Source organism: Streptomyces sp. NPDC092369 (assembly GCF_044755245.1).
Lineage (GTDB): Bacteria > Actinomycetota > Actinomycetes > Streptomycetales > Streptomycetaceae > Streptomyces.
Window position 1 is genome coordinate 394,349 of sequence record NZ_JBIVQP010000002.1, and the last position, 22,333, is coordinate 416,681.

Genomic DNA, 22,333 nt, shown 5'->3' on the forward strand with positions numbered 1-22,333 from the left:
CGTGACGCGGCGTGCTCAGCCGGCCAGGCAGGACGGTCCGAGCAGCACCTTCAGGTCGCCGAAGAGCGCCGGGTCCGGCTTCACCCGGTGCCGGTCCAGGCGCAGCACCGTCGTCTTCGTCGGGCCCTGGAGCTTGATCCGGACCTCGCTGTCGCCCTTGTGGTGACTGAGGATCTCACCGAGGCGGCTGACCATCGGCGGGGTGACACGGGTGGCCGGGATGGTGAGGATCACCGGCGCGTTGGTGCCCGCGTTCGACAGGTCGGGGACCTGGAGCTCCATCGCGACCAGGCGCGGCACGTCCTCGCGCTTGTCGAGGCGGCCCTTGACGAACACGACCGCGTCCTCGACGAGTTGGGTCGACACCAGCTGGTAGGTCGCGGGGAAGAACATGCACTCGATGGAGCCGGCGAGGTCCTCGACGGTGGCGATCGCCCAGGCGTTGCCCTGCTTGGTCATCTTGCGCTGCAGGCCCGAGATGATGCCGCCGATGGTGACGACCGCGCCGTCCGCGTGCTCACCCCCGGTGAGCTGGGCGATGCCCGCGTCGGCCTTGTCGGACAGCACGTGCTCCAGGCCGAAGAGCGGGTGGTCGGAGACGTACAGGCCGAGCATCTCCCGCTCCTGGGCGAGCAGATAGCCCTTCTCCCACTCGTCGGTGGTGAACTCCACGTCGAGCCCGAAGCCCGGCTCGCTGCTCTCCTCGCCGCCCCCGAAGAGGTCGAACTGGCCCTCGGCCTCCTTGCGCTTGACCGCGACCACGTTGTCGATCATCGAGTCGAAGTGCGCGGTGAGGCCCTTGCGGGTGTGTCCCATGGTGTCGAAGGCGCCGGCCTTGATCAGCGACTCGGTGGTCCGCTTGTTGCACGCGACCGCCTCGACCTTGTCGAGGTAGTCGGGGAAGGAGGCGTACTTGCCCTTGGCCTTGCGGCTCCTGATGATCGACTCGACCACGTTCGTACCGACGTTGCGCACGGCTTCGAGGCCGAAGAGGATCACGTCGTCGCCCTGCGCGGCGAAGTTGTGCACCGACTCGTTGACGTTCGGCGGGAGCACCTTGATCTTCATGCGCCGGCACTCGTTCAGGTAGATCGCGGACTTGTCCTTGTCGTCCTTGACCGAGGTGAGCAGCCCGGCCATGTACTCGGCCGGGTAGTTGGCCTTGAGGTACGCGGTCCAGTACGAGACCAGGCCGTACGCGGCGGAGTGCGCCTTGTTGAACGCGTAGCCGGCGAAGGGGACCAGGACGTCCCACAGGGCCTGGATCGCCTCGTCGCTGTAGCCCTTGTCGCGGGCGCCCTTCTGGAACAGGACGAAGTTCTTCGCCAGTTCGTCGGGCTTCTTCTTGCCCATCACGCGGCGCAGGATGTCGGCCTCGCCGAGCGAGTAGCCGGCGATGATCTGGGCGGCCTTCTGCACCTGCTCCTGGTAGACGATCAGGCCGTAGGTGACCGCGAGGACCTCTTCGAGGGGCTCCTCCAGCTCCGGATGGATCGGGGTGATCTCCTGGAGCTTGTTCTTGCGCAGCGCGTAGTTGGTGTGCGAGTCCATGCCCATCGGGCCCGGACGGTAGAGCGCCGAGACGGCGGAGATGTCTTCGAAGTTGTCGGGCTTCATCAGGCGCAGCAGCGAGCGCATGGGGCCGCCGTCGAACTGGAAGACGCCCAGTGTCTCGCCGCGCTGGAGGAGTTCGAAGGTCTTGGGGTCGTCGAGCGGCAGGGCCAGCAGGTCGAGGTCGATGCCCTTGTTGGACTTCACCATCTTGACGGCGTCGTCCATGATCGTCAGGTTGCGCAGGCCCAGGAAGTCCATCTTCAGCAGGCCGAGCGACTCGCACTGCGGGTAGTCCCACTGCGTGATGGTGACGCCGTCGGTGTGCCGCACCCACACCGGGGCGTGGTCGACGATGGGCTCGCTGGACATGATGACGCCGGCCGCGTGCACGCCCATCTGCCGGACCAGGCCCTCGACGCCCTTGGCGGTGTCGATGACCTTCTTGACGTCCGGCTCGTTCTCGTACATCGCGCGGATCTCGCCCGCCTCGCTGTAGCGCGGGTGCGAGGGGTCGGTGATGCCGTTGAGGTCGATGCCCTTGCCGAGGACGTCGGCGGGCATCGCCTTGGTGAGGCGGTCGCCCATCGCGTACGGGTAACCCAGCACGCGCGCGGAGTCCTTGATGGCGTTCTTCGCCTTGATCTTGCCGTACGTGCCGATCATGGCGACCTTGTCGGCGCCGTACTTCTCCGTCACGTACCTGATCACCTCGACGCGCCTGCGCTCGTCGAAGTCGATGTCGACGTCGGGCATGGAGACGCGCTCAGGGTTGAGGAACCGCTCGAAGATCAGACCGTGCGGGATCGGGTCGAGGTCGGTGATGCCCATGGCGTACGCGACGATCGAACCGGCCGCCGAACCACGGCCCGGACCGACCGCGATGCCCTGCTTCTTGGCCCACATGATGAAGTCGGCGACGACGAGGAAGTACCCCGGGAACCCCATCTGGATGATGACGTCCATCTCGTAGTCGACCTGCTTCTGCCGGTCCTCGGGGACGCCGCCCGGGAAGCGGCGGTTCATGCCGCGGCGGACCTCCTCCTTGAACCAGGTGACCTCGGTGTAGCCCTCGGGGATGTCGAACTTCGGCATGAGGTTCTTGGCCTCGAACATGCCCGCGGTGTCGACCTGTTCGGCCACCAGGAGGGTGTTGCGGCAGCCCTCCTGCCAGGCGTCCGAGGAGTCGATGGCGTACATCTCGTCCGTGGTCTTCAGGTGGTAGCCGGTGCCGTCGAACTTGAAGCGGTCGGGGTCGGAGAGGTTCTTGCCGGTCTGGATGCACAGCAGGGCGTCGTGGGCGGTCGCCTCGTGCGCGTACGTGTAGTGCGAGTCGTTGGTGACCAGCGGCGGGATGCCGAGCTTCTTGCCGATGTCCAGCAGGCCGTCGCGGACCCGGTGTTCGATGTCGATGCCGTGGTCCATCAGCTCCAGGAAGTAGCGGTCCTTGCCGAAGATGTCCTGGTAGTCGGCGGCCGCCTTGAGGGCCTCGTCGTACTGACCGAGGCGGAGCCGGGTCTGCAGTTCGCCGGAGGGGCAGCCGGTGGAGGCGATGAGCCCCTCGGACCACTGGGAGATGGTCTCCTTGTCCATCCGGGGCCACTTCTGCAGCCAGCCCTCGGCGTACGCGTCCGAGGAAAGCCGGAAGAGGTTGTGCAGGCCCGTCGAGTTGGCCGCCCAGATCGTCTTGTGCGTGTAACCACCCGAACCGGACACGTCGTCGCGCTTCTGGTGCGGCTGGCCCCACTGGATCTTGCGCTTGTTGCGCCGCGACTCGGGGGCGACGTACGCCTCGATGCCGATGATCGGGGTGACCCCCGCCTTCTTCGCGGTGTGGAAGAAGTCGTACGCCCCGTGCAGGTTGCCGTGGTCGCTCATCGCGATGTGCGTCATGCCCATCTCGTTGCACGCGTCGAACATGTCCTTCAGCCGCGCGGCACCGTCCAGCAGCGAGTACTGGGTGTGGACGTGCAGGTGCGTGAACGGCGGCTTTGACACGGCGTGGCCTCCATGGGAAACGGTCGGCGACAGGCTGCGGGCAGTCTGGGGGGACAACGTCGGATCCTATGCCTCGGCACTGACACTCGCGGCCCTCCCCCGCGTACCTTCACAGCGAGGGTCGCGGGCACTTCCGCGACCCGTCGCCCGTTGGAAACGACAGAAACGCTGTCGTACACATCCATGCACCAGGAGGCACCCAGCGATGTCGGTCCCCAAGCTCAACGACGAGCAGCGCGGCGAGGAGATCCTCGCCGTCTTCGACACCGCCTTCGGCGAGCTCCTGGCCGCCGACCCGGCCGCGTTCCGCGTGAAGTTCCGCAAGATGGCGGCCTCCGCCTTCGCCTTCTACCGGGGCACGGCGGCCCTCTTCTACCACGACGTGGACAGCGACCGGCGGGGCGGCCCGTACCTGGACGAGCGCACCTCGCGCGTGTGGATCCACGGCGACCTGCACGCGGAGAACTTCGGCACGTACATGGACTCCAACGGCCGCCTGGTCTTCAACGTCAACGACTTCGACGAGGCCTACGTCGGCCCCTTCACCTGGGACCTCAAGCGCTTCTCCGCCTCCATCGCGCTGATCGGGTACGCGAAGGCGCTCAGCGACGAGCAGATCACCGAACTGGTCGAGGTGTACGCGGACGCGTACCGCGAGCGGATCCACGCCCTGGCGACCGGTGCCAAGAGCGACGAGGTGCCGCCCTTCACGCTGGACACCGCCGAGGGCCCGCTGCTGGGCGCGCTGCGTACCGCCCGCTCGCTGACCCGCTTCGAGCTGCTGGACTCGATGACGGAGATCCGTGACTTCGAGCGCCGCTTCGCGCCCGGCGGCGGCTCCATCGAGCTGGACGCGGCCACCCGCTACAAGGTCCTCGCGGCGTTCGACGGCTACCTGGAGACCCTGCCGGAGACCTCCCTGACCCGCCCGGACTCCTACCGGGTCAAGGACGTCGTCGGCCGGCGCGGCATCGGCATCGGGTCGGCCGGGCTGCCGTCGTACAACATCCTTCTGGAGGGCCACAGCGACGCCCTGGAGAACGATGTGGTGATCTACATCAAGCAGGCCCAGACCCCCGCTGTCTCCCGGCACATCACCGACCAGGCGATCCGGGACTACTTCCAGCACGAGGGCCACCGCACGGTGATCTCCCAGCGCGCCCTGCAGGCGCACGCGGACCCGTGGCTGGGCTGGACCGAGCTGGGCGGCGCGGGCCAGTTGGTCGCCGAGGTGTCGCCGTACGCGGTCGATCTGGACTGGAGCGACATCGACGACCCGGAGGAGGTCGCGGCCGTCGTCGCCGACCTGGGGCGGGCCACGGCCACCATGCACGCGGCGGCGGACGACACCTCGGGCGAGTCGCTGGTGCCGTTCTCCACGGAGCGGGCCATCGACGCGGCGATCGCGGCCGACGAGGACGGCTTCGCGGACATGCTGACGTCCTTCGCGCACGACTACGGCGCACGCGCGCGCTACGACCACCAGATCTTCGTCGACCTGTTCCGCAACGGCCGGATTCCGGGTCTCTAACGGTCTGTGGTCTCACAGGGATCCTTTAGGGGTCTCTTACCGGACCACGTGACACACTCTCTCCGCTATGGACATATCCGGGACCCAGCCACGAGCCGTACGCGCGGCGCTGTTCACGGCCTTCGTCGTGACGCTCAGCACCGCGTCGCACGTGCTGCTGTCGCGGGTCCCGCTGCCGCTGAACACGGTGGCCGCGGTCGCCGCCGCCGTGTTCGCGGTCGCCTACGCCCTGGCCGGCCGGGAGCGCGGCTTCGCCGGTATCGCCGCCCTGCTGATCCCGCTGGAGCTGGCCGCCGACACGGTGTTCACCACCGGTCAGCACGTCTGCTACGGCCCCGCGGGCGGCCCGGTCGCCGGCCCCCTGCGCTCCGTCGGCTGGGACGTGCTCTGCGGCAACGGCACCCAGGTCGGCGCCCCGCTGGCCCGCGTGACCGGCACCGACCCCGGCCACGTCACCGCGCTGCTCGCGCACGCCGACCCCGTCACCGCCTGGCTGCTGCTCGGCGCGCACATCGGCGTCGGGATGCTCGCGGCGGCCTGGCTGCGCCGCGGCGAGCGGGCGCTGGACCAGCTGCTGGCGGCGGTCGCCGCGACGACGTTCCGCCCGCTGCTGCTGGCGGTCGCCGCGGTCACCGTGCGCCGGGCCCCGCGCACCCGCCTGCCCCGGCCCCCCGTACGCCGTACGGCCTCCGCACTCGACCGGATCCTCGTGCACTCCCTGGGACGGCGTGGACCGCCGTGCTCGGTCGCTGTCGCCTGAGTCGCCTGAGTCGCCGGTTCGGCACGCACAGCATCTGAGCACCACCCGTCCCCATGACGTATTCCGCACACGACGTGTGCGCCTCCCCAGACGGAGAACATCACCATGAGCAAGCGCAACAGCGCCGCAGCGAAGTCGCAGGCCCGCGAGCGGCTGCGGCAGGAACGCGAGCGCCAGGCCAAGCGCGCCAAGATCAAGCGGCAGGTCATCGTGGCCTGCTCGATCGTCGGCGTCCTCGCGATAGCCGGCGGCATCAGCTACGCGGTCGTGCAGGGCAACAAGCCCGGCTACTGGGAGGCCGCGAAGGACGACAAGCTCGTCAAGCCGGCCAACACCACGGGCACGAACGGCACGGTCATCACCCTCGGCAAGAGCACCGCCAAAAAGACCCTGGTCATGTACGAGGACCCGCGCTGCCCGGTGTGCGCCCAGTTCGAGCAGACCGTCGGCCCGACCGTCAAGAAGGACCTGGACGCCGGCAAGTTCAAGATCCAATACGTCGGTGCCACCTTCCTCGACGGCAACCTGGGCGGCGAGGGCTCCAAGAACGCGCTCAGCGCCCTGGGGGCGGCGCTCAACGTCAGCCCCGAGGCCTTCGAGGAGTACAAGACCGCGATGTACTCCACGAAGTGGCACCCCGAGGAGACCACGGACAAGTTCAAGGACGACGCCTACCTGATCAAGATCGCCGACACGGTCTCCGCCCTGAAGGGCAACGCGGCCTTCCAGAAGGCGGTGAAGGACGGCACCTACGACCGCTGGGCGATCGAGGAGTCGAAGATCTTCGACAAGGACGGCATCCAGGGCACCCCGACCCTGAAGATGGACGGCAAGACGCTGACCGGTTCCGACGGCCAGGGCAACGCGCCGATGACGGTGGCGGACTTCAACACGGCGATCACCGCCGCCCTGAAGGCCTAGTCACCGAACCGACTTCCAGTCAAAGAGCGGGCGAACTTTTGGCAGTTCGCCCGCTCTTCGTCGTACCGGTCAGTAACCTGATCGCCCGTGACCAGTCGACACAGATCATCCGATCCCGCGGACTCCACCACCGAGCGCCCCGACCGGCGCTCCCCGCGCCGCCGTTCGGTCGTCAAGGCCGCGGCCGCCACCGCCGTCCTGGCAGGACCGCTCGCCGCCGCCCTCCCGGCCCGCGCGGCCACCGAGGCCCCGGCCTTCCTGCACGGCCTTGCCTCCGGCGACCCGCTGCCCGACGGCATCCTCCTGTGGACCCGCGTGACGCCCACCGCCGAGGCGACCCCCGGCTCCGGCCTCGGCCCGGACACCGAGGTCAGCTGGACCGTCGCCACCGACAAGGGGCTGACGAACGTCGTCGCCAAGGGCTCCCTCACCGCGAGTGCCGCCTCCGACCACACCGTCAAGGCGGACATCCGCGGTCTCGCGCCCGCCACCGACTACTGGTTCCGCTTCTCCGCCGGCGGCACCGACTCCCCCGTCGCCCGCACCCGGACCGCGCCCGCGGCCGACGCGAGCGTGTCCGGTCTGCGCTTCGGCGTGGTCTCCTGCGCCAACTGGGAGGCCGGCTACTTCTCCTCGTACCGCCATCTCGCGGCCCGTGGCGACCTGGACGCCTGGCTGCACCTGGGGGACTACCTCTACGAGTACAAGACCGGGGAGTACGGGACCCGCGGTACCGTCGTGCGGCCGCACGCGCCGGCGAACGAGATCATCACGCTCGCCGACTACCGCACCCGGCACGGCAAGTACAAGACCGACCCGGATCTGCGGGCCCTGCACGCGAAGGCGCCGGTCATCGCGATCTGGGACGACCACGAGTTCGCCAACGACGCCTGGTCGGGCGGCGCAGAGAACCACACCGAGGGCGCCGAGGGCACCTGGTCGGCCCGGCAGGCGGCCGCCAAGCAGGCCTACTTCGAGTGGATGCCGGTCCGCCCGGCGATCGCCGGCACCACCTACCGCCGGCTGCGCTTCGGCAGGCTCGCCGACCTCTCGCTGCTGGACCTGCGCTCGTTCCGCTCGCAGCAGGCGTCCACCGCGAGCGGGGCGGTGGACGACCCGGACCGGACACTCACGGGCCGGGCCCAACTCGACTGGCTGAAGGCCGGGTTGAAGGCCTCCGACACCACCTGGCGGCTGGTCGGCAACTCGGTGATGATCTCGCCGTTCGCCATCGGCTCGCTCTCCGCCGACCTGCTCAAACCGCTCGCCAAGCTGCTCGGCCTGCCGCAGGAGGGCATCGCCCTCAACACCGACCAGTGGGACGGCTACACCGACGACCGGCGCGAACTCCTGGCGCACCTGCGCGCCAACGCGATCCGCAACACCGTCTTCCTGACCGGTGACATCCACATGGCGTGGGCCAACGACGTGCCGGTGGACGCCGGCACGTACCCGCTGTCCGCCTCCGCCGCCACCGAGTTCGTGGTCACCTCGGTGACCTCCGACAACCTCGACGACATGGTGAAGGTCCCCGAGGGCACGGTCTCCGCGATAGCCGCGCCGGTCATCCAGCTGGCCAACCGGCACGTCCACTGGGTCGACACCGACCGCCACGGCTACGGCGTCCTGGACATCACCGCCGACCGCGCGCAGATGGACTACTACGTCCTGTCCGACCGCACCACCACGACGGCGACCTCGTCCTGGGCACGCTCGTACCGCACGCGCAGCGGCACCCAGAAGGTCGAGCGGACCTACGACCCGGTGTAGCTACAGGCTGTCGAGGAAGCCGAGGGCCACCCGCCAGGTGGCCTCGGCGGCCTCCTCGTCGTAGTCCGGCAGGTCGGGGTCGGTGTAGAGGTGGCCGGCCCCGGCGTACCGGTAGATCTCCACGTCGGCGCCCGCGCGGCCCATCTGCAGGTACCAGGCGCTCAGCCAGTCGTCCGTCTCGAACGGGTCCGGCTCGGCCACGTGCAGCTGGACCGGCAGGCCGTCGACGGTGACGCCCGGCGCGAGGTCCGAGGTGCCGTGCAGGAGCAGCAGCCCGCGCGCCTTCTCGTCACCGAGCGCCAGGGTCTGCGCGACGGAGGCGCCGAGCGAGAACCCGGCGTACACAAGACCCCGCTCCGAGTAGGGCGCGGCGGCCAGCACGGCCCGCTTGAGCAACTCGTCCTTGCCGATCTCCTCGTTGAAGGCCATGCCCTCCTCGACGGTTTCGAATGTACGTTCCCCGAAGAGATCCGGCGTCCAGACCACATGGCCCGCTGCCCGCAGCCGGTCGGCCGCCGCGCGCACGGCCGGCCTGAGCCCGTACGTGGAGTGAAAGAGCACGATGTTCATGGGGTCATGGTGTCAGCCGCGCGCAGCCGGTTAGGTTCCCAGGCATGGAGAACGTACTGCGTCCGTTGATCGTCATCGGCGGCTCGGTCGTGCTGACCCTGCTCATCGGCTGGGTCACCGACCTGCTGCTGCGCAAGGCGGACGAACAGTTTGAGCACACCTCGTTGTGGGGCCTGCTGCGCCGCGGCCGGGTGCCCTACCAGCTCGTGCTGTGCGCCGCGATGCTCAGAGGCTCCTACGACCAGGCACGGCTGCTGGAGAAGCACCGGGCCGGCATCGGCCAGACGCTGACCCTGGTGCTGATCGGCGCGACGGCGTGGCTGATGGTCCGGATCGCGGCGGCGATCGTGGAGTCGTCGTACGCGCGGTACGCACGCGTGCACCGCGATCCGGCCCGGGTCCGGCGGGTGCGGACCCAGGTGACGTTGATCACGCGGGTGGTGGCCGCGATCGTCGGTGTGGTGGCGGTGGCCGCGATGCTGCTGACGTTCCCGGCGATGCGCGCGGCGGGTGCCTCCCTGCTGGCCTCGGCCGGCATCCTCGGCATCGTCGCCGGTGTCGCCGCCCAGTCCACGCTCGCCAACCTCTTCGCCGGGCTGCAGATCGCCTTCGGCGACATGGTGCGCATCGGGGACACCGTCGTCGTCGACGGCGAGTGGGGCACGGTCGAGGAGATCACGCTGACGTTCCTGGCGGTGCGGACCTGGGACGAGCGCCGGATCACCATGCCGGTCTCGTACTTCACGTCGAAGCCGTTCGAGAACTGGTCGCGCGGCGGCACCCAGATGACCGGCATCGTCTACTGGCACCTCGACCACTCGGCGCCGGTGGAGCTGATGCGGGAGAAGCTGCGGGACATCCTGCGCGAGTGCGCGGCCTGGGACGGCCGCGACTACGGCGTCGCCGTCACCGACGCCACGCCGAACACCCTTCAGGTGAGGGCCCTGGTGACCGCCAAGGACGCCGACGACATCTGGACGGTCCGGGTCACGGTCCGCGAGCAGATGATCCGCTGGCTGAGCGAGAAGCACCCCTACGCACTGCCCCGGGTCAACACGGCCGACGCGGTCCTGCCACCGGGCAGCGCCGCTTCCCCGAACGGTTCGGGCGACGGGGCCCGTGACGGCGCCGAGGGTGTCGCGGCCACCCGCCGCGCCCACGAACCGCCGCGCACGGGCCGCGGCTGAGGCTCACTGCCCGCGCTCGGCCCCGCCGTTGACCTGGACGACTTGCGAGGTGACGTGCCCGGCGCCCGTGGAGGCGAGCCAGTGCAGGGTCACGGCGACATCGCCCGGCGTACCGGCCCGCTTGTTCAGCGTGTCCCCGATGAGCCGCTCGCGCCGGGCCGGGTCGATCTGCGCGCCGAAGAACTCGGTGTCCTCGATGTAGCCCGGCGCGACCACGTTCGCGGTGATCCCGCGCGGCCCGAGCTCCCGGGCCAGGTCATGCGCGTACGGGTGCAGCGCGGCCTTGGCGCCCGCGTACGCCCCGCTGCCGGACCCCCGGTAGGCGGCGATGGAGCTGACGAACAGGACCCGTCCGCCCGGTGAGGCGAGCCGGTCCTTGAGGGCCTCGGTGAGCAGGGCCGCGGTCAGGGTGTTGATCCGGAAGTTGACGGTCCAGTTGTGCGCGACCCGGTCGAGCGGATCCTCGCTGTCGGCGGCCGGCTCCAACTGCCCGGTGCCTCCGGCACTGTGGATCAGTACGTCCACGGTCCCGAGCTCCCGCTCCACGAAGGCGGCGACCCGCCGCACCTCGGCCGGCTCGGCGAGATCGGCGGCGAAGGCCAACGCCCCCGGCACGCCCGCCTTCTCCAGCACCTCGGCCCGCCGCCCGAGCAGCAGCACCTGATCCCCGTCCGCCGCGAACGCCCGCGCCGCCGCGAGCCCGATCCCCGTGCCTCCGCCGCTGATCACCACATTGCGCGTCATGATCCGATCGTACGAACCTCCGAGCGCCGTCGGTGCGGAACGGCGAAGTCCGCTCGGCGGCGCACGTACGGGATCGCGTCGGTCGGCCCGGACGGCGCACGTACGGAAGGGCGAACGTCAGCGCAGGCTGCGCACGTCGAGATGGCGCAACACCCGGTCCACGATCTCCGGATCCGCGCCCGGCTCGCTGCGCGCCGCGAGCACCTCGTGGCGCGCGGCGCTCAACATCTCCCCCTGGATGCGCCGCGCCCGCTTGAGCCGCCGCACCCGCTGCTCGTGCGCCTCCCGCCGCTCCTCGTCCCCCATGTCGGGGCTGATCCGCACGCCGATCTCGAAGGCCCGCCGCAGCATCTGCTCGGACAGCTCCTCCGGCAGCTCCTCGTCCTTCTCGATCTCCTTCAACCGCGCCTTGGCCGCCTTGGCCGCCCGCACGGCGAGTGCCCGCTCGAAGTCCTTCTCCCGCTCCGTGTCGGCCTTCACCCCCAGCCGCTTCACGAGCCAGGGCAGGGTCAGGCCCTGGAGCACCAGGGTGACCATGATCACGCCGAACGCGATGAAGACCATCTCGTCGCGGTCCGGGAAGGGCGAGCCGTCCTCGGTCTTGAGCGGGATCGCCAGCGCCAGCGCGACCGAGGCCACGCCCCGCATCCCCGACCACCACATGACGACGGTCTCCCGCCAGGTGGTCGGGATGTCCTCGTCCTGGTCGCGCTTGGCATGCAGCCGTTTGGTGAGCCAGGTCGCGGGCAACAGCCAGGCCAGCCGTACGAATACCACCACGCCGACGATCGCCGCGGCCCAGCCCAGCATCTCGCCCCACCGGCCGGACGCGGTCCGGATCGCGTTGTGCAGTTCGAGGCCGATCAGCCCGAACGCGACGCCCGTGACGAGCGTGTCGACGACGTTCCAGAAGGTGTGTCCGGCGAGCCGGGTCATCACGTCGTCGGCGTCGGTCGCGTACTCGGCGAGGAACAGCGCGGTGGTGAGCACCGCGAGCACCCCCGAGCCGTGCAGCTCCTCCGCGAGCACGTAGGAGGCGTACGGCACGAGCAGGGTCATGCCGATCTGCAGGGTCGGGTCGTCCAGCAGGTCCATCAGCTTGTTCGCGCCCCAGCCGAGCACGAGCCCGACGGCGAGCGCGACCACGGCGGACAGGACGAGGTCGAGCCCGGCCCGCCAGGGCGAGAAGCTGCCGCTCACGGCGGCGGCGATCGCCACGTGGTAGAGCACGATCGCCGTCACGTCGTTGAAGAGGCCCTCGCCCTCCAGGATCGACACCAGGCGCCGGGGCAGCCCGAGTTGACCGGCCACGGCGGTGGCGGCGACGGGGTCGGGCGGGGCGACCAGCGCGCCCAGGGCCACGGCGGCGGCGATCGGCAGCCCGGGCACGATCGCGCTCGCCACGGCGGCCACGACGGCGGTCGTGACGAACACCAGGGCGACCGCCAGCAGGAAGATCGGCCGGATGTTGGCCGTGAACTGCCGCCAGGAAGTGCGCCGCACGGCCGCGTACAGCAGGGGCGGCAGCAGCCCGGGCAGGATCAGCTCGGGCGGGATGTTCACGTTCGGGACGAAGTCGGCGATCGCGAGCACGATCCCGAACAACGTCATCAGCACGGGCGCCGGCAGCCCGAACCGGTCCCCCACCGGGACGCTCACCAGGGCCCCGAGCAACAGCACGAACAGCAGGGCCAACTGATCCACGGTCAGCGCTCCGAACAGGTAGGAACAGGTGGACGGACGGACAGCAGGCCCCAAGCGTGCCACGCCACCGCCCTCACCAGCGCGTTCGGCGCTCTCCGCTACAGAGTGCGCCGCATCGCCCGGTGCGGGATGCCCGCCTCCGGGTACTCCGGCCCGTACGCCTCGTACCCCAACCGTTCGTAAAATCCCAGCGCGTGCGTCTGCGCGTGCAGGTCCACCGCCGCGAGCCCCCGCGCGCGTGCCGCGTCCTCGATGGCCCGCACCAGCGCGACCCCTACGCCGAGACCGCGTGCGTCCTTGGTCACCGCGAGCCGTCCCAGGGACCCCAGCGACAGGTCTCCGCCGGTCTTCTCCGCGGCCTGCTCGCCGTGCAGCAGCCGTCCGGTGCCGAGCGGCACCCCGTCCTCACGCACGGCCAGCACATGCACGGCCACGGCGTCGTACTCGTCGTACTCCAGGTCCTCGGGCACGCCCTGCTCGCCTACGAAGACGTCCTTGCGGACCCGGAAGCAGGCCTCCCGGTCGGCGGGATCCTCGGCAACCCGCACCTCGTACGCGCGCGTGCTCATCCGTACGTCTCCTCGCGGACCTGGTCGAGAGCCTGCTGGAGGTCGGCCGGGTACTCGCTGGCGAACTCCACCCACTCGCCGTCCCCGGGGTGCTCGAAGCCAAGACGCACGGCGTGCAGCCACTGGCGGGTCAGGCCGAGGCGCTTGGCGAGCGTCGGGTCGGCGCCGTAGGTGAGGTCGCCGACGCAGGGGTGGCGGTGGGCGGCCATGTGGACGCGGATCTGGTGGGTGCGGCCGGTCTCCAGCTTCACGTCGAGGAGGGAGGCCGCGCGGAACGCCTCGATGAGGTCGTAGTGCGTGACGGAGGGCTTGCCCTCGGCGGTGACCGCCCACTTGTAGTCGTGGTTGGGGTGCCGGCCGATGGGCGCGTCGATCGTGCCGCTGGTCGGGTCCGGGTGGCCCTGCACGAGCGTGTGGTAGCGCTTGTCGACCGTGCGCTCCTTGAACTGACGCTTGAGCGAGGTGTACGCGCGCTCCGACTTGGCGACCGCCATCAGACCGGAGGTGCCCACGTCGAGGCGGTGCACGATGCCCTGGCGCTCGGCGGCGCCGGAGGTGGAGATCCGGTAGCCGGCCGCGGCGAGCCCGCCGATGACCGTCGTCCCGGTCCAGCCGGGCGACGGATGCGCGGCGACACCGACCGGCTTGTCGATCACGACGACGTCGTCGTCGTCGTACACGATCTCCATGCCCTCGACCGGCTCGGCGACGATCTGCACCGGCGCGGGCGCCTGCGGCATCTCGACCTCGAGCCAGGCCCCGCCGTGCACCCGCTCGGACTTCCCGACCACCGAGCCGTCGACCGTGACCTTCCCCGCCGCGGCCAGCTCGGCGGCCTTCGTACGGGAGAAGCCGAACATGCGGGAGATGGCGGCGTCGACACGCTCGCCCTCCAGGCCGTCGGGCACGGGCAGGGTACGGATATCGGGAACGGTGCTCACCCGTCGAGTATGCCGGACACCACCGACAGCCCCGTCCACACGGGCCCTCGGCCGCCCGGAACCCTCGGGCCCCTCAGCCCTTGTGGACGGTCCCGTCCGGGTCGAGGCCCTTGAAGGACAGCAGCACGATCAGGATGCCGCCGCACACGATCGCCGAGTCGGCCAGGTTGAAGACGGCGAAGCCCTTGGGCGCGATGAAGTCGACGACCGCGCCCTCGAAGATGCCCGGCGAGCGGAAGATGCGGTCGGTGAGGTTGCCGAGGGCGCCGCCGAGCAGGAGGCCCAGCGCGATCGCCCAGGGCAGGCTGTAGAGCTTGCGGGCGAGCCGGGCGATCACCACGATCACGGCCGCCGCGATCACCGTGAAGATCACGGTGAAGGCCTCACCGAAGCCGAAGGCCGCGCCCGCGTTGCGGATCGCCTCGAACTTCAGCCAGTCCCCGATGATCTCGATCGGCGCGTGGTGCTCCAGCTTGGCGACCACCAGCAGCTTGCTGCCCAGGTCCAGCAGGTACGCGAAGGTGGCGACCGCGAACAGCACGGCGATACGGCGCTTGCCCCTGGGTCGCGTGGCCTCGCTCTGCCCCGGCCGGTCCGACTGCTCCGGCCGGCCCGGTTCGGCCCCCGCCGCCTCTGGGGTATCCGGCGTACCGATGATGCGCTCCGCCTCTGCCACGTGAGTCCCTCAACCTAGGTACCTGACTGAGGAGAGGGTACGACACGCCTCCCGGCACCCTCAGTACCGGCGTTCCTGCTTCTGCTTGCACTCCACGCACAGGGTGGCCCGCGGGAACGCCTGCATGCGGGCCTTGCCGATGGGGTTGCCGCAGTTCTCGCACAGGCCGTACGTGCCCGCGTCGAGCTTCTCCAATGCGTGATCGGTCTGGATCAGCATCTCGCGCGCGTTGGCGGCCAGCGCCATCTCGCTCTCGCGCGTGATGTTCTTGGTGCCGGTGTCCGCCTGGTCGTCGCCCGCGCCGTCCCCGGAGTCCCGCATCAGACGGGCGACGGCGCTCTCGGAGGACGCGATCTCCTCGCGCAGCCGCTGCGCCTCGGACAGCAGTTCGGCCCGCGCCTCGGCGACCTCCTCCGGCGTCCAGGGGTCCTCGCCCGGGCGTACCGCCAGTTCGCCCGGCTCCGCCGCCGCGGCGAGGCGTGCCTTGGGGACTGCGGTCTTCGCCGCCGTGGCCGTGCCAGGGGTCTTCTTCGCAACCACCGTCGTGGCTCCCGTCTCCTTCGCGGCCCGCGCCGCGCCCACCTTCTTGGCCGTGCTCTTGCGCTTGGTTCCTGCGGACTGCGTGCCGTCGGTCCTGGTGACCGCCGGCTTCGTACCCGCCTTCTTGGTGACCGTCTTCTTCGCGGCTGCCTTCTTGGTGGCCGTTTTCTTGGCGGCGCCCTTCTTGGCGACCACCTTCTTCGGGACCGCCTCCTTGGTCGCCGCGGTCTTCGTCGCCGCGGCTTTCGTCTTCGCGGTCTTCGCGACGCCCTTCTTGGCCGCCGCTTTCTTGGTGACGGCCTCCTTGGTAACGGCCTCCTTGGTGACGGACTGCCTGGTGACGGCCTTCTTCGCGACGGCCTTCTTCGGGACAACCTTCTTCGGGACGGCCTTCCGGGCCACCGTCTTCTCGCCGACCGCCGTCTTCGCCCTGCCCGAAGCCCCCGATGTGGCCCCGGGTCTCTCCGGCCCCTCCCCCTCGCCCGCCTTCTTGGCCGCCCTCGCGACCGTCTTCGTCGCCGCCTTCTTGGCCGTGCTCTTCTTGCCGTTCACATCCTTGGCCGCGCCACCGGAGACATGCGTGGATTTTCCGGACGCCGACTGCTGTACGGCGGTCTTCTTCGCCACCATGGCCGCGGCCCCTTCACATATTGTGATCTTGCACGCGAATCGTGCTGGGACGATAAATCGACTTCAGCCCCGCAGCAACGGGACGCACCGCCCGATTCGCCGGCTCGCGCGCGCCGCTCCGCAAGCCTTCATGCGTTGTGCCCAGCTCCCGGCGGGGTAACCCGTCCGATCGCGCATCCCAGGATGCGAACACGCGTACCGCGCCATTCGGGTCACACCAGGGCGTTCCCCGAGCTCGCGGCATGCCCGCCCGCGGAGCGCGAAATCCGGTCGGCCGCTGTCCGTGCGGCGCCGTACACTGGGCGGAGCGAAAAGCGTGGATGGGGACGAGTAGCGACGTACGCAGCCCAGAGCGACCCGGGGACGGTGGAAGCCCGGGGGCGAGCGCGACGTGAAGATCACCCCGGAGCCGCCGGAGGAACGCCCGTGAGGGGCCAGTAGAACCGGCATCGCGACCCCAATGAGGGGGTCCGCCGAAGCGCAGGGTGCGCCGGGGGACCAAGGAGGGTGGTACCGCGGGAGCGCGCCGAGGACGGCGTACGACATCAGCTCTCGTCCCTCCGGACGGAACGGAAAGTCCGCCGGAGGAAGCTCGCTGATGACAACGCCGACGTACCGCCAGGTGCCCGCCCAGGTCGACCTGCCCGCGCTGGAGCACGCCGTGCTCGATTTCTGGCGTGAGCAGAAGATCTTCGCCAAGACCCTGGAGCAGTCCGAGGGCCGCCCCGAGTGGGTGTTCTACGAGGGCCCGCCCACCGCCAACGGCATGCCGGGTGCCCACCACATCGAGGCCCGCGTCTTCAAGGACGTCTTCCCCCGCTTCCGCACGATGCGCGGCTACCACGTGGCCCGCAAGGCCGGCTGGGACTGCCACGGCCTCCCGGTCGAGCTCGCCGTCGAGAAGGAGCTCGGCTTCAGCGGCAAGCAGGACATCGAGACGTACGGAATCGCCGCGTTCAACGACAAGTGCCGCGAGTCGGTGACCCGGCACACGGACGCCTTCGCCGAGCTCACGACCCGCATGGGCTACTGGACCGACCTCGACGACCCGTACCGCACGATGGACCCCGAGTACATCGAGTCGGTCTGGTGGTCGCTGAAGCAGATCTTCGACAAGGGCCTGCTGGTCCAGGACTACCGCGTCGCCCCGTGGTGCCCGCGCGACGAGACGGGTCTGTCGGACCACGAACTGGCGCAGGGCTACGAGACGATCGTGGACCCGTCGGTCTATGTCCGTTTCCCGCTCACCTCCGGTCCGCTGGCCGGCCGCGCCGCGCTCCTGGTGTGGACGACGACCCCCTGGACGCTGGTCTCCAACACCGCGGTCGCCGCCCACCCCGACGTCACCTACGTCGTCGCGACCAACGGCGAGGAGCAACTCGTCGTCGCCGCCCCGCTCTTCGAGAAGGCCCTCGGCGAGGGCTGGGAGACCACCGGCGAGACCTTCACCGGCGCCGAGATGGAGCGCTGGACGTATCAACGTCCGTTCGACCTGGTGGAGTTCCCGGAGCCCGCCCACTACGTGGTCAACGCCGAGTACGTGACGACCGAGGACGGTACGGGTCTGGTCCACCAGTCCCCCGCCTTCGGTGAGGAGGACCTCAAGGTCTGCCGCGCCTACGGCCTCCCGGTCGTGAACCCGATCCGCCCGAACGGCACCTTCGCCGAGGACGTCCCGCTGGTCGGCGGCGTCTTCTTCAAGAAGGCGGACGAAAGGCTCACCGAGGACCTCAAGGACCGCGGGCTGCTGTTCAAGCACGTGCCGTACGAGCACAGTTACCCGCACTGCTGGCGCTGCCACACCGCGCTCCTGTACTACGCGCAGCCCTCCTGGTACATCCGCACGACGGCCGTCAAGGACCGCCTCCTCCAGGAGAACGAGAACACCAACTGGTTCCCGGAGACCGTCAAGCACGGCCGGTACGGCGACTGGCTGGACAACAACATCGACTGGGCGCTGTCCCGCAGCCGCTACTGGGGCACCCCGCTGCCGATCTGGCGCTGCGAGGACGACCACCTCACGGTCATCGGCTCCCTCGCGGAGCTCACCGAGCTGACCGGCACCGACCAGTCGGACCTCGACCCGCACCGCCCGTTCATCGACGAGGTCACCTTCGGCTGCCCCAAGTGCGCCAAGACGGCCGTGCGCGTGCCGGAGGTCATCGACGCCTGGTACGACTCGGGTTCGATGCCGTTCGCGCAGTGGGGCTACCCGTACAAGAACAAGGATCTGTTCGAGTCGCGCTATCCGGCGCAGTTCATCTCCGAGGCCATCGACCAGACCCGCGGCTGGTTCTACACGCTGATGGCGGTCGGCACCCTGGTCTTCGACAAGTCCTCGTACGAGAACGTGGTCTGTCTGGGCCACATCCTCGCCGAGGACGGCCGCAAGATGTCCAAGCACCTGGGCAACACCCTGGAGCCGATCCCGCTGATGGACCAGCACGGCGCCGACGCGGTGCGCTGGTTCATGGCGGCAGGCGGTTCGCCGTGGGCGGCACGCCGCGTGGGTCACGGCACCATCCAGGAGGTCGTCCGCAAGACGCTCCTGACGTACTGGAACACGGTCGCCTTCCAGGCCCTGTACGCCCGCACGGCCGGCTGGGCGCCCAGCGAGGCCGACCCGGCCCCGGCGGACCGCCCCGTCCTGGACCGCTGGCTGCTGTCCGAACTCCACGCGCTCACCGACCAGGTGACCCAGGCTCTGGAGTCCTACGACACCCAGCGCGCCGGCCGGCTCCTGTCGGCGTTCGTCGACGACCTGTCCAACTGGTACGTCCGCCGCTCCCGTCGCCGCTTCTGGCAGGGCGACAAGGCCGCGCTGCGCACCCTGCACGAGGTCGTCGGGACGGTCACCCAACTGATGGCCCCGCTCACCCCGTTCATCACCGAGCGGGTCTGGCAGGACCTGGTCGTCCCGGTCACGCCGGGCGCCCCGGAGTCCGTCCACCTGACCAGCTGGCCGCAGGCGGACCTGGACGCGATCGACCCGGAGCTGTCGCGGCAGATGGTCCTGGTGCGCCGGCTCGTCGAGCTGGGCCGCGCCACGCGCGCGGAGTCGGGCGTGAAGACCCGTCAGCCGCTGTCCCGCGCACTGGTGGCCGCGACCGGCTTCGACGCCCTCGACCGCGAACTGCACGCGCAGATCACCGAGGAGCTGAACGTGAGCTCGCTCGCGTCCCTCAGCGAGGTCGGCGGCTCCCTGGTCGACACCACCGCGAAGGCCAACTTCCGCGCCCTGGGCAAGCGGTTCGGCAAGCGCGTCCAGGACGTCGCCAAGGCCGTCGCGAACGCGGACGCGGCCGCGCTGTCCCTGGCGCTGCGCGAGGGCACGGCCTCGGTGGAGGTGGACGGCGAGACGATCACCCTCGCCCCGGACGAGGTCATCATCACGGAGACCCCGCGCGAGGGCTGGTCGGTGGCCTCCGACTCGGGCGCCACGGTCGCCCTGGACCTGGAGATCACCGAGGAGCTGCGCCAGGCGGGCCTGGCCCGTGACGCGATCCGGCTGATCCAGGAGGCCCGCAAGAACAGCGGCCTGGACGTGGCGGACCGGATCGCCCTGCGCTGGACGTCGACCGACCCCGCGGTGATCGCGGCCCTGTCCGAGCACGCGGCCCTGATCGCCGACGAGGTGCTGGCGACGGACTTCGCCCAGGGCGAGGCCGACGGCGGCTACGGCGAGCCGTTCACCGACGAGGGCCTGTCCCTCACCTTCCGCCTGCGCAAGGCGTAGTCGGCCGGCCTGAGCGAGCAGGAAGGGCCCGGTCCCCACTCGGGGGCCGGGCCCTTCTCCGTACGGTCAACACGGCCGGCACGGTCAACCGGACGACCAACCGCACGGCCAACCGGACGATCAACCCCCAACGCGCGTAAAAGGGCGGGGCCCCGGATCGAAATCCGGGGCCCCGCCCTGTTGAACGCTACCGCCGACTACGGCGTACTACTGGCCATGGCCGGTCAGTTGTCGTCCTCGTCGATCAGGAAGCCGCGCATCGGCGAGGGCGCCTGGCCCATCGGACCGGGGCCCTGCGGGCGGACCGGCGCCATCGGCTGGGTCATGGCCGGGGACATCTGCTGCTGGCCGCCGTAGGACGGACCGGCCGGGCCGGGGCCCATGCCCTGGTTGCCGCCGTAGGACGGGGCACTCGCGCCAGCCGGGGCCATCGAAGGCGCCGGGGACGGCGGCAGGGAGGCCGTGGCCGGAGTACGCGGCGGGGCGAGGGAGTCGTCGGCCTGGGTCTCCAACTGACGCAGCTGGGACTCCAGGTAGGACTTCAGACGCGTGCGGTACTCGCGCTCGAAGCCGCGCAGGTCCTCGACCTTGCGCTCCAGCGTGGCGCGGGCGGACTCCAGGGAGCCCATCGCGACGCGGTGCTTCTCCTGCGCGTCCCGCTCCAGGGCGTCGGCCTTGGCACGGGCGTCACGCTCGAGACCCTCGGCACGCGAACGCGCCTCACCGACGATCTTGTTGGCCTCGGAACGGGCCTCGGCGATCGCCTGGTCGGCGGTCTGCTGGGCCAGCGAGAGAACACGGGCGGCGCTGTCGCCACCGGGACCCTGACCGGGGCCGCCCATCGGGCCGCCCATGCCCTGACCGGGGCCGCCCATCGGACCGCCCATGGGGCCACCCATCGGGCCGCCCATCTGCTGCTGCATGGGCTGGCCGCCCATCGTGCCCTGGCCCATGGGGCCTTGGCCCATCGGACCCTGGCCCATCGGACCGGGACCCTGCGGGCCGCCCTGTCCACCGGGACCGGCGGGCAGCTGCGGCGCACCGCTGGGCAGCTGGGGCGGACCGCCCATGGGGCCGCCCATCTGCTGCTGCGGCGGGCCCGATATGCCGGCCGGCACCGGGCCGCCCGGGCCTCGCATCCCCTGCTGAGGCATGCCCTGTTGGGGCATTCCCTGCGGGGGCATGCCCTGCTGCGGCATTCCCTGCTGCATGCCCTGGTCCTGCGGACCGCCGGGACCCTCCGGGGGCTTGCGCATGTTCTGCTGGTTCTGGGCAGCAGCGCGCGTGGCGGCGGCCAGCTTGGCGCGCAGGTCCTCGTTCTCGCGCAGCAGGCGGGTCAGTTCGGCTTCGACCTCGTCGAGGAAGGCATCGACCTCGTCCTCGTCATAGCCTTCTCGGAGGCGGACGGTCGTGAACTGCTTGTTCCGCACGTCCTCGGGGGTCAACGGCATCTCTTCACCTCAACGTAGTCGTCGGCATTCGGCAAGACGGTAGGTCACATCGCTCACAGCCGGCTCACGATTGAGATCAGGATGTAGACGATGATCATCAGTACGAAGAAGGACAGGTCGAGCGCCACGCCCCCGAGACGCAGCGGCGGAATGAACCGCCGCAGAAGCTTGAGCGGTGGATCAGTGACAGTGTAGGTGGCCTCCAGAACGACCACCATCGCCTTGCCGGGTTGCCATGAGCGGGCGAACTGGAAGACGTAGTCCATGACCAACCGGAAGATGAGCACGATGAGGAAGCACATCAGCGCGATGTAGACGACATCCAGAACCACGCTCATGACCCGCGCTTCCCTCTCCCCTGTTTCCGTGCTGCACGTACTGCTTACTGCTTTTTCCGGTGGTGTGTCTCAGCTCTGGTTGAAGAACCCGCCCTCTGCGATGCGAGCCTTGTCCTCCGCCGTGACATCGACGTTAGCAGGCGACAACAGGAACACCTTCTGCGTCACCCGCTCGATGCTGCCGTGAAGACCAAACACCAAACCGGCCGCAAAGTCGACAAGTCGCTTTGCGTCTGTGTCATCCATCTCAGTCAGATTCATGATCACCGGGGTGCCCTCACGGAAGTGTTCCCCGATGGTACGGGCCTCGTTGTAGGTCCGCGGGTGAAGCGTGGTGATCCGGTAAGGCTCTCGTTCCGACACGACCTTGGGCATGATCACCGGTGCGTTCTTCTCCAGGCTGGCGCGCTCTTGTGTGATGGACGCCACGGGCGCGATGCGCGCCGGACGCCCGGATTCCGCGGGTAGCGAAGCGGAACGTGCCACCGGCTCGCGAGGCGAGGGCGATTGCACGATTCGTACCTCTTCGTCCCGTTGGGACTGATGTGCGACGTGCGACTGGTGGGACGGCTCATGCCGTCGATGGTCCCGCTCGGGCTCTGGGTCGAGTTCGGGTTCGAAGTCGTCATCGGGGTCGAAGCCCCGGCCGTCGTACCCATCGTCCTCCACGAGGCCGAGGTAGACCGCCATCTTGCGCATCGCGCCGGCCATGCTCT

Annotated in this window: 17 protein-coding genes; 6 read left to right on the forward strand and 11 right to left on the reverse strand. The window is 69.8% G+C overall.

Going from position 1 to position 22,333, the window contains the following annotated elements:
- Positions 1-15: 15 nt before the first annotated feature.
- Positions 16-3,549: a DNA polymerase III subunit alpha gene (gene dnaE / locus ACIQI8_RS11455; RefSeq protein WP_402347545.1), complete on the reverse strand. Its 3,534-nt coding sequence runs from the start codon at positions 3,547-3,549 to the stop codon at positions 16-18.
- A 205-nt stretch (positions 3,550-3,754) separates the two neighbouring features.
- Between dnaE and ACIQI8_RS11460 the strand changes: the two genes are divergently transcribed.
- The 4 genes from ACIQI8_RS11460 (at position 3,755) to ACIQI8_RS11475 (ending at position 8,531) form a co-directional block, all read left to right on the forward strand.
- Positions 3,755-5,080: a DUF2252 domain-containing protein gene (locus tag ACIQI8_RS11460; RefSeq protein ID WP_402347548.1), complete on the forward strand. Its 1,326-nt coding sequence runs from the start codon at positions 3,755-3,757 to the stop codon at positions 5,078-5,080.
- Positions 5,081-5,147: 67 nt separating this feature from the next.
- Positions 5,148-5,840 (forward strand): hypothetical protein, encoded by a 693-nt coding sequence (locus tag ACIQI8_RS11465; RefSeq protein WP_402347550.1) that lies wholly within the window; start codon positions 5,148-5,150, stop codon positions 5,838-5,840.
- Between the two features lie 105 nt (positions 5,841-5,945).
- Positions 5,946-6,761 (forward strand): thioredoxin domain-containing protein, encoded by an 816-nt coding sequence (locus tag ACIQI8_RS11470; RefSeq protein WP_402347552.1) that lies wholly within the window; start codon positions 5,946-5,948, stop codon positions 6,759-6,761.
- Positions 6,762-6,848: 87 nt separating this feature from the next.
- A complete protein-coding gene (locus ACIQI8_RS11475; RefSeq protein WP_402347555.1) occupies positions 6,849-8,531 on the forward strand; it encodes an alkaline phosphatase D family protein in 1,683 nt (560 codons plus the stop codon).
- On the opposite strand, the gene ACIQI8_RS11480 is transcribed toward ACIQI8_RS11475, so the two are convergent.
- Positions 8,532-9,101, reverse strand: a complete 570-nt coding sequence (locus ACIQI8_RS11480; protein ID WP_124004285.1) for a dienelactone hydrolase family protein — start codon at positions 9,099-9,101, stop codon at positions 8,532-8,534.
- A gap of 44 nt (positions 9,102-9,145) precedes the next feature.
- On the opposite strand from ACIQI8_RS11480, the gene ACIQI8_RS11485 reads away from it, so the two are divergent.
- Entirely contained in the window at positions 9,146-10,288 is a 1,143-nt protein-coding gene (locus ACIQI8_RS11485) for a mechanosensitive ion channel family protein (RefSeq protein WP_402347559.1), read from the forward strand.
- Between the two features lie 3 nt (positions 10,289-10,291).
- Here the strand turns inward: ACIQI8_RS11485 and ACIQI8_RS11490 are convergent, their stop codons facing one another.
- The 6 genes from ACIQI8_RS11490 to ACIQI8_RS11515 all read right to left on the reverse strand — a co-directional run bounded on the left by ACIQI8_RS11490 (position 10,292) and on the right by ACIQI8_RS11515 (position 16,092).
- Positions 10,292-11,032, reverse strand: a complete 741-nt coding sequence (locus ACIQI8_RS11490; protein ID WP_402347562.1) for an SDR family NAD(P)-dependent oxidoreductase — start codon at positions 11,030-11,032, stop codon at positions 10,292-10,294.
- 117 nt (positions 11,033-11,149) lie between these two features.
- The gene (locus ACIQI8_RS11495) at positions 11,150-12,736 is read right to left on the reverse strand and encodes a Na+/H+ antiporter (protein WP_402347565.1); all 1,587 of its coding nucleotides are present in this window, start codon (positions 12,734-12,736) and stop codon (positions 11,150-11,152) included.
- Between the two features lie 98 nt (positions 12,737-12,834).
- Positions 12,835-13,305 carry a GNAT family N-acetyltransferase gene (locus tag ACIQI8_RS11500; protein WP_402347567.1) on the reverse strand — a complete coding sequence of 157 codons (471 nt, stop codon included), beginning with the start codon at positions 13,303-13,305 and terminating at the stop codon, positions 12,835-12,837.
- On the reverse strand, positions 13,302-14,246 hold the full coding sequence (locus ACIQI8_RS11505; RefSeq protein ID WP_402347569.1) for an RluA family pseudouridine synthase: 945 nt from the start codon (positions 14,244-14,246) through the stop codon (positions 13,302-13,304). Before ACIQI8_RS11505 ends, ACIQI8_RS11500 begins: the two co-directional genes overlap by 4 nt.
- A gap of 73 nt (positions 14,247-14,319) precedes the next feature.
- Complete coding sequence (lspA, locus tag ACIQI8_RS11510; RefSeq protein ID WP_402347572.1) at positions 14,320-14,922, reverse strand: signal peptidase II; 603 nt, start codon at positions 14,920-14,922, stop codon at positions 14,320-14,322.
- A 60-nt stretch (positions 14,923-14,982) separates the two neighbouring features.
- Positions 14,983-16,092, reverse strand: a complete 1,110-nt coding sequence (locus ACIQI8_RS11515; protein WP_402347575.1) for a TraR/DksA C4-type zinc finger protein — start codon at positions 16,090-16,092, stop codon at positions 14,983-14,985.
- A 598-nt stretch (positions 16,093-16,690) separates the two neighbouring features.
- Here ACIQI8_RS11515 and ileS point away from each other — a divergent pair.
- A complete protein-coding gene (gene ileS, locus ACIQI8_RS11520) occupies positions 16,691-19,828 on the forward strand; it encodes an isoleucine--tRNA ligase (protein WP_402347578.1) in 3,138 nt (1,045 codons plus the stop codon).
- Between the two features lie 224 nt (positions 19,829-20,052).
- Here the strand turns inward: ileS and ACIQI8_RS11525 are convergent, their stop codons facing one another.
- The 3 genes from ACIQI8_RS11525 to ACIQI8_RS11535 form a co-directional block, all read right to left on the reverse strand.
- Positions 20,053-21,279, reverse strand: coding sequence for a DivIVA domain-containing protein (locus ACIQI8_RS11525; RefSeq protein WP_402347581.1), 1,227 nt, complete (start codon positions 21,277-21,279; stop codon positions 20,053-20,055).
- A gap of 53 nt (positions 21,280-21,332) precedes the next feature.
- Positions 21,333-21,617 carry a YggT family protein gene (locus ACIQI8_RS11530; protein WP_007448661.1) on the reverse strand — a complete coding sequence of 95 codons (285 nt, stop codon included), beginning with the start codon at positions 21,615-21,617 and terminating at the stop codon, positions 21,333-21,335.
- Positions 21,618-21,686: 69 nt separating this feature from the next.
- A complete protein-coding gene (locus ACIQI8_RS11535; RefSeq protein WP_402347584.1) occupies positions 21,687-22,328 on the reverse strand; it encodes a cell division protein SepF in 642 nt (213 codons plus the stop codon).
- Between the last annotated feature and the right edge of the window lie 5 nt (positions 22,329-22,333).